This window comes from Kineococcus glutinatus (assembly GCF_039542765.1).
Lineage (GTDB): Bacteria > Actinomycetota > Actinomycetes > Actinomycetales > Kineococcaceae > Kineococcus_A > Kineococcus_A glutinatus.
The window spans coordinates 1-5,761 of sequence record NZ_BAABIL010000576.1 but is presented as its reverse complement, the minus strand read 5'-3'; the positions used below and the strand labels follow the sequence as shown (position 1 = coordinate 5,761).

The following is a 5,761-nucleotide window of genomic DNA, read 5'->3' as shown; positions in this document are numbered from 1 at the left end:
CCCGCGGCCCCCTACGGTGCGGGCCGTGCACCCGCCTCCACCGGTCCCCGCGCCGCGGAACCAGAGCCCGGCCGCGCTCGTGGAGGCCAGCGCGGAGCTCGCCCGCCACCTGCTGCGCGGTGGCGCGGACCCCCGCGAAGCCCTCGACCTCCTCGGCCCCGCCCTCGTGCTGTCCTGCTACGGCGAGGAGGGCCTGCTGCTGCTCGGCGTCGGCGAGCGCACCGCCCGCCAGCGGTTGCGGCGCGTCAAGGAGCTCGTCGCGGCCGCGAACGCCTCGATCGCCGCCGAGGAGGCCGGCGGGGCCGCGGAGGCCGGTGGCGGACCCGCTCAGGCCAGGCGCGTGACCCGCACCGACGCCTCGACGCTGGAGGCGGGCCCGGAGTAGACGCCGTGCAGCGGGCTGACGTCGCTGAAGTCGCGGGCGCGGGCCACGACCACGTGCCGCTCCCCCACCGGGACGTCGTTGGTCGGGTCCCAGCCGCACCAGGCGCCCGTCCAGAACTCCACCCAGGCGTGGCTCTCCCCCACCACCTCCCGACCCACCTCCGGCTCCCGCGTGGGGTGCAGGTAGCCGGAGACGTACCGGGCCGGCACCCCCACCTCGCGCAGCGCCGCGCAGGCCAGGTGCGCGATGTCCTGGCACACGCCGCGGCGCTGCTGCCAGGACTCCGCCGCCGTGTCGTGCACGCCCGTGGCACCCGGCACGTACGCCACCTCCTCGCGCAGCCACCCGCACAGCCGCAGGGCCGTCTCGTGCGGGCCGTGCGCGGCGGCGAGCTCCCGGGCCCGCTCGGCGACCTCCGCGGGCGCCCGGGTGCGGGACGTGGGCCGCACCTGCTCCACGAAGCGGTCCGCCACCGCCGGCGCCGCCAGGTCCGCCCACCCCGCACCGGCGTCGGCGGGGGTGCCCGCCGGCCGGTCGGTCTCCACGATGGCGCTCGCCGTGGTGACGAGCTCGGTGTGCGGGGTGTGCACGTCGAAGGCCGTGACGTGGCTGCCCCAGTAGTCCCAGTAGCGCAGCACCGCCGCGTGCGGGGAGACGGCGAACCGCGCGTCCAGCGCCGTCTGGTCCGGCGTCGTCAGCGGCGTCATCCGCGCCTCGTTGTACGACGCCGTCGCCGACCCCTCGTAGCGCAGGGTCGTCACGTGCTCCACCCGCAACCGCATCACGCGTCCGCCTCCACCCAGCTCGTCGCCCCCACCAGCGGGAAGAACCGCCGCCCGACCGCCTCCGCGGCCGCCGAGCACGCCGCCTGCACCCGCGCCATGTGCTCCGGCAGCCGCTGCAGCAGGTCGCCGGCGTACTGCAGCTCCGTGCGCGCCCGCCCCAGGATGCGGTGCGCGTCCTCCGAGCGGACCCCCCGCGGGTCCTGCGGCTCCAGCGCCTCCAGGCTGGCCTCGGCGGTCGTCAGCGCGTTGAGCACCGAGCGCGGGAAGAGCCGGTCCAGCAGCAGGAACTCCGCCGCCTGCTCCTCACCGGCGGCGCCCAGCGCGCTGCCGGAGTAGGTGCGCAGGAACGCCTCGTAGGCGCCGCAGGAGCGCAGCAGCGTCGGCCACGTCGGGCCCGCCCCGTGCAGCGTCCCCGTGGTGAGCAGCCGGGCCGTCATGTCGGCGCGCTCCAGCGAGCGGCCCAGCACCAGGAAGTGCCACGACTCGTCGCGGCTCATCGTGGAGTCCACCAACCCGGACACCACGGCGGTGCGCTCGCGGACCCAGTTGCAGTAGCGGTGCGCCGACACCGTCGTCCAGCGCCCCGACGCGATGGACAGCCACGTCGTGTTGAGGCCCTCCCACACCTCCGAGGAGACCGTCTCCCGCGCGCGGCGGGCGTTCTCCCGGGCCGCGCCGATCGCCCCGGCCACGGAGCTGGGGTCGACGGCGTCGTGGGCCAGGCGGGCCAGCAGCCGGGCCCGGGTGGGGTCCACCCCGTCGTCGGGGACGCCCATCACCCCCATGAGCGCCCGGCACACCGTCGCCTCGTCGAGCCAGGGGTCGTCGAGGCTGCGCTCGACGTGGACGTCGAGGATGCGGGCGGTGTCGTCGGCGCGCTCGACGTAGCGGCCGATCCAGAACAGGGACTCGGCGATGCGGCTCAGCACGCGGGGCCTCCGTGCGGTCGGGGCGGGACCGGGCGGTCGGGGCCCGGGCGGGACGGCGCTGCGGCGGGGACCACCGCCGCTGCGGGGACCACCGCCGCTGCTGCGGGGGTCACTGCTGCTGCTGCTCGGACTGGGCGGCCGGGCCGAGGTCGGGGGCCCGGGAGCCCGGCGGCGGCGCGTGCACCGCCGGGACCCGCTCGGGCGCCTCGCCCCAGCCGTCGCGGTCCTGCCCGGCCAGCACCCAGGTGTCCTTGGAGCCGCCGCCCTGGCTGGAGTTCACCACCAGCGAGCCCTCCCGCAGCGCCACCCGGGTCAGGCCGCCCGGCAGCACCCACACCCGCTCCCCGTCGTTGACGGCGAAGGGCCGCAGGTCCACGTGGCGGGGGCGCAGGTCGTCCCCCACCAGGGTGGGCACGGTGGACAGCGCCACCACCGGCTGCGCGATCCAGCCGCGCGGGGCGGTGAGGATCTGCTGGCGCACGCCCGCCAGCTGCTGCCGGGAGGCGTCGGGCCCCACGACGATGCCCTTGCCGCCGGAGCCGTCGACCGGCTTGACGACGAGCTCGTCCAGGCGGTCCAGGGCCTCCTCGCGCGCCTCGGGCTCCTCCAGGCGCAACGTCCGCACGTTGGCCAGCACCGGCTCCTCGCGCAGGTAGTAGCGGATGAGGTCGGGCACGTAGGTGTAGACGAGCTTGTCGTCGGCGACACCGTTGCCGACGGCGTTGGCGATGGTGACGGTGCCCGCCCGGGCGGCGTTCATGATCCCGGCGCAGCCCAGCATCGAGTCCTTGCGGAAGTGCACCGGGTCCAGGAACTCGTCGTCGATGCGGCGGTAGACGACGTCGACGCGGCGCTCGCCGGCGGTGGTGCGCATCAGGACGCGGTTGCCCCGGCAGATGAGGTCGCGGCCCTCGACGAGCTCCACGCCCATCGACCGGGCCAGCAGCGAGTGCTCGAAGTAGGCGCTGTTGTGCACCCCGGGGGTGAGCACGACGACCGTCGGGTCGGGCGCACCACCGGGGGCCGCCGCGCGCAGGGCCGCCAGCAGCTGCTGCGGGTAGTGCCGCACGGGGCGCACCCGGTGGGAGCCGAAGGCCTCCGGCATCGCCTGCGCCATGGCCTGCCGGTTCTCCAGGACGTAGCTGACGCCGCTGGGCACCCGGACGTTGTCCTCCAGCACCCGGTAGTGGCCCTCCTCGTCGAGCACCAGGTCGATGCCCGCCACGTGGACGCGCACGCCGTTGGCCGGGTCAACGCCCGCCACCGCCCGGTGGAAGTGGCTGCTCGTGGCGACGACGTGGCGGGGCACCACCCCGTCGCGCACCACCCGCTGCGAGCCGTAGACGTCGGCGAGGAAGGCCTCCAGGGCCCGCACCCGCTGGGCCACGCCCCGCTCGACGACGTCCCACGCGCCGGCGTCGACGATGCGCGGCACGACGTCGAGGGGGAAGGGCCGCTCCTCGCCGGCGTAGTCGAAGGTGACGCCGCGGTCGAGGAAGGTGCTGGCGAGCAGGTCGGCGCGGGAGCGCAGCTCCTGGCGGGGCATGTCGAGCAGCGCCGAGTGCAGGGCGCTCCAGGCCTGCCGGGGCAGCCCCGGGCTCTCGAACATCTCGTCGCGGGCCCGGTCGCCGGCGGCGCTGCCCGAGGTCCCGTACGCGTCGAAGAGGTCGGCCATGGCGCGGAGGTTAGGGCGGCTCTGTGTCCGGCGCGTGTCGGGGGCGTTACGCCGCCCCGGGTCGGTGCGGCCCCGCACCGGCCGTGCGGCGCCAGGACCTGGACTCGACTGGTAGTGTTGACCTGCTCCTTCGCCGGTCGTGCGGAGGTTCCGGTCCCCCGCCGCCACCCGGTGCCCCACGCCGGAGGTCCCCGGTGGGCCGACCGCCCTCTTCGACCCGTCCCTCACAGAGAAAGACGTCTCGTGGCGAACATCAAGTCCCAGATCAAGCGCATCGTGACGGCCGAGAAGGCCCGGCTGCGCAACAAGGCCGTCAAGTCGGAGCTGCGCACCGCCGTGCGCGCCTTCCACGACGCCGCCAAGAGCGGGGACGCCGAGGCCGCGACCACGGCCCTGCGTCACGCGAGCCGCAAGCTGGACAAGGCCGTCAGCAAGGGCGTCATCCACAAGAACCAGGCCGCGAACCGCAAGTCGGCGCTGGCCAAGCAGGCCGCCTCGCTCTGAGGCCGTCCGCCCGCGCACGAGGGCCGGTCCACCCGCACGGGTGGGCCGGCCCTCGTCGCACCCGGCCGCCGGCGGGCGGGTCGCTCAGCGGCTGCGGGCCTCCGCCACGGCGACCACCGCCCGCTCCAGCGCGTAGTCCGCGTCCGGACCGCCGCCCTTGACGGCGGCGTCGGCCTCCGCCACCGCGAGGATCGCCTCCCCCAGGCCCTCCGGCGACCAGTGCCGCAGGTCGCGGCGGGCCCGGTCCACCAGCCAGGGCGCCATGCCGAGCTCGCGCGCGGCGTCGGCGGGGCGGCGCACCGCCGCCACCCGGGCCAGCGTGCGCAGCCGGGAGGCCAGCGCCGCCACGACCAGCACGGGCGCCACCCCCGTCGCCGCGGCGTGCCGCACGAGCGCCAGCGCCTTGCCCGCGTGCCCCTCCACCGCCGCGTCGGCCACGTCGAAGCCCGAGGCCTCCACCCGCCCGCCGTGGTAGCGGCGCACGTCCTCCTCGGTGATGGTGCCGTCGGTGTCGGTGCAGAGCTGGTCGCAGGCCGCGGCGAGCTCGCCCAGGTCGCTGCCCAGGGCGTGCACGAGGGCGCGGGCGGCGTCGGCGTCCATCCGCCGGCGGGCCCGGCGCATCGCGGCGAGGACGAACTCGACCTTCTCCTGCTCCCGCTTCAGCGGCTGGCACGCCACCTCCACCGCCTGCGCCGCGGCGCGCGCCGCGTCCAGCACGCGCTTGGCGCGGTTGCCGCCGCGGTGGCGCAGCACGAGCACCGTCGACGGCGACGGTGCGGCGAGGTAGGCGGTCACGTCGGTGACGAACGCCTCCGCGGCGGCCTCCACCCCGTCGACGACGACGACCGCGCGCTCGTCGAAGAGCGAGGGGCTCGTCCACGTCGCCAGCTGCCCGGCGAGGTAGCCGGCGGCCGCGACGTCCGTGCGCTCGAGGTCGGGGGTCTCCTGCCGCAGCCGCGTCAGCACCGAGCTCAGCGCGGTGTCGGCGAGGTGCTCCTCCGGGCCGGTGAGCAGCACGACGGGCGCGGGCGGGACGTCGTGCACCTCGGTGGCGCCGAGCACGCGGGCGGTGGAACCGCGCGCGGCCGGGCGCGCGCCGGGGGCGGAGGTGGAGGCGCGGGGCACGCAGCACAGGGTGCCACCGCGGCACGACACCCGGGACGCCGCTCACCCGGGGCGCTGCACCAGGGTGCGCAGCGCGGCGGCGGAGCCGGCCACCAGCACGTCCCCGTCGGTGTCGGTCCGCAGCACCCGGGCGCCGGTGCGCTGCAGCAGCGCGAGGGTGGGGGGCGCGGGGTGGCCGTAGTCGTTGCCCGCCCCGACCTCCAGCAGCGCCACCCGGGGGCGCAGCGCGGCGTACAGGGCGTCCTCCTGCGACGCCGAGCCGTGGTGGGCCACCTTCACGACGTCCACGACGGGACCTCCAGGCCAGCGCGTCCTCGGACTTCGAGGTGGCCCCGGCGCCGTTGCGGCTGGTGTCCAC

Annotated in this window: 7 protein-coding genes; 2 read left to right on the top strand and 5 right to left on the bottom strand. The window is 76.7% G+C overall.

What is annotated here, in order from left to right:
- On the top strand, positions 1-385 hold a 385-nt coding region (locus ABEB16_RS18430), incomplete at its 5' end, for a hypothetical protein (protein WP_345713671.1).
- On the opposite strand, the gene ABEB16_RS18425 is transcribed toward ABEB16_RS18430, so the two are convergent.
- From ABEB16_RS18425 to ABEB16_RS18415, 3 genes are all read right to left on the bottom strand, one after another.
- On the bottom strand, positions 328-1,167 hold the full coding sequence (locus tag ABEB16_RS18425; protein ID WP_345713672.1) for a transglutaminase family protein: 840 nt from the start codon (positions 1,165-1,167) through the stop codon (positions 328-330). The genes ABEB16_RS18430 and ABEB16_RS18425 overlap by 58 nt on opposite strands.
- Positions 1,167-2,099, bottom strand: coding sequence for an alpha-E domain-containing protein (locus tag ABEB16_RS18420; RefSeq protein WP_345713670.1), 933 nt, complete (start codon positions 2,097-2,099; stop codon positions 1,167-1,169). The genes ABEB16_RS18425 and ABEB16_RS18420 overlap by 1 nt, the downstream gene beginning before the upstream one ends.
- Before the next feature lie 109 nt (positions 2,100-2,208).
- Positions 2,209-3,774, bottom strand: coding sequence for a circularly permuted type 2 ATP-grasp protein (locus ABEB16_RS18415; RefSeq protein ID WP_345713669.1), 1,566 nt, complete (start codon positions 3,772-3,774; stop codon positions 2,209-2,211).
- Between the two features lie 243 nt (positions 3,775-4,017).
- On the opposite strand from ABEB16_RS18415, the gene rpsT reads away from it, so the two are divergent.
- The gene (gene rpsT / locus ABEB16_RS18410; protein WP_345713668.1) at positions 4,018-4,278 is read left to right on the top strand and encodes a 30S ribosomal protein S20; all 261 of its coding nucleotides are present in this window, start codon (positions 4,018-4,020) and stop codon (positions 4,276-4,278) included.
- 84 nt (positions 4,279-4,362) lie between these two features.
- Here the strand turns inward: rpsT and holA are convergent, their stop codons facing one another.
- Complete coding sequence (gene holA, locus ABEB16_RS18405) at positions 4,363-5,403, bottom strand: DNA polymerase III subunit delta (protein WP_345713667.1); 1,041 nt, start codon at positions 5,401-5,403, stop codon at positions 4,363-4,365.
- Between the two features lie 42 nt (positions 5,404-5,445).
- Positions 5,446-5,691 carry a ComEC/Rec2 family competence protein gene (locus ABEB16_RS18400; RefSeq protein ID WP_345713666.1) on the bottom strand — a complete coding sequence of 82 codons (246 nt, stop codon included), beginning with the start codon at positions 5,689-5,691 and terminating at the stop codon, positions 5,446-5,448.
- Positions 5,692-5,761: the final 70 nt, after the last annotated feature.